A 523-nucleotide genomic window follows, 5' to 3' on the forward strand; every position below is an offset into this window, starting at 1 on the left:
AATGGTTTGGTGATATCCGGAAGAGCTAAGATATGATCCTTCATTAAAGCATTCTTGAGGTTTTCAAAAGATTTTTGGCATTCTTCAGACCATTTCCAAGAAAGATCCTTTTTTAAAAGGTCTGTTAGTGGTGTCGCACGCTTCGAATAGCCACTGATGAACTTGCGGTAGTAGTTCACAAGGCCCAGAAAGGATCTGACTTCGGTAGTTGAGGTTGGGGTCTTCCATTCCTCAATGGCGCGCACCTTCTGCATATCCATTCGGATATTTCCTCCTCCAATGATGTGTCCAAGAAACATGACTTGTTCCTGAGCAAATGAGCATTTCTCCAAGTTGACATATAGTTGGTTATCCCGAAGAACTTGGAAAGCTTGGCGAAGATGTTCAACATGTTCTTCCATGGTGCAGCTATAAACCACAATATCATCAAGGTAGACCACAACAGACTTGTCGAGGTATTTGCGGAATAGTTGATTCATCAAAGTGTAGAATGTAGCTGGTGAATTTGTTAGATCTGGCATGA

1 protein-coding gene is annotated in these 523 nt (G+C 41.9%); it reads right to left on the minus strand.

Going from position 1 to position 523, the window contains the following annotated elements; genetic code table 11:
• On the minus strand, positions 1–523 hold a 523-nt coding region (locus QQK25_RS24280; protein WP_284190131.1), incomplete at both ends, for a reverse transcriptase family protein.

The sequence above is a fragment of the Zoogloea oryzae genome (assembly GCF_030161255.1).
Lineage (GTDB): Bacteria > Pseudomonadota > Gammaproteobacteria > Burkholderiales > Rhodocyclaceae > Zoogloea > Zoogloea oryzae.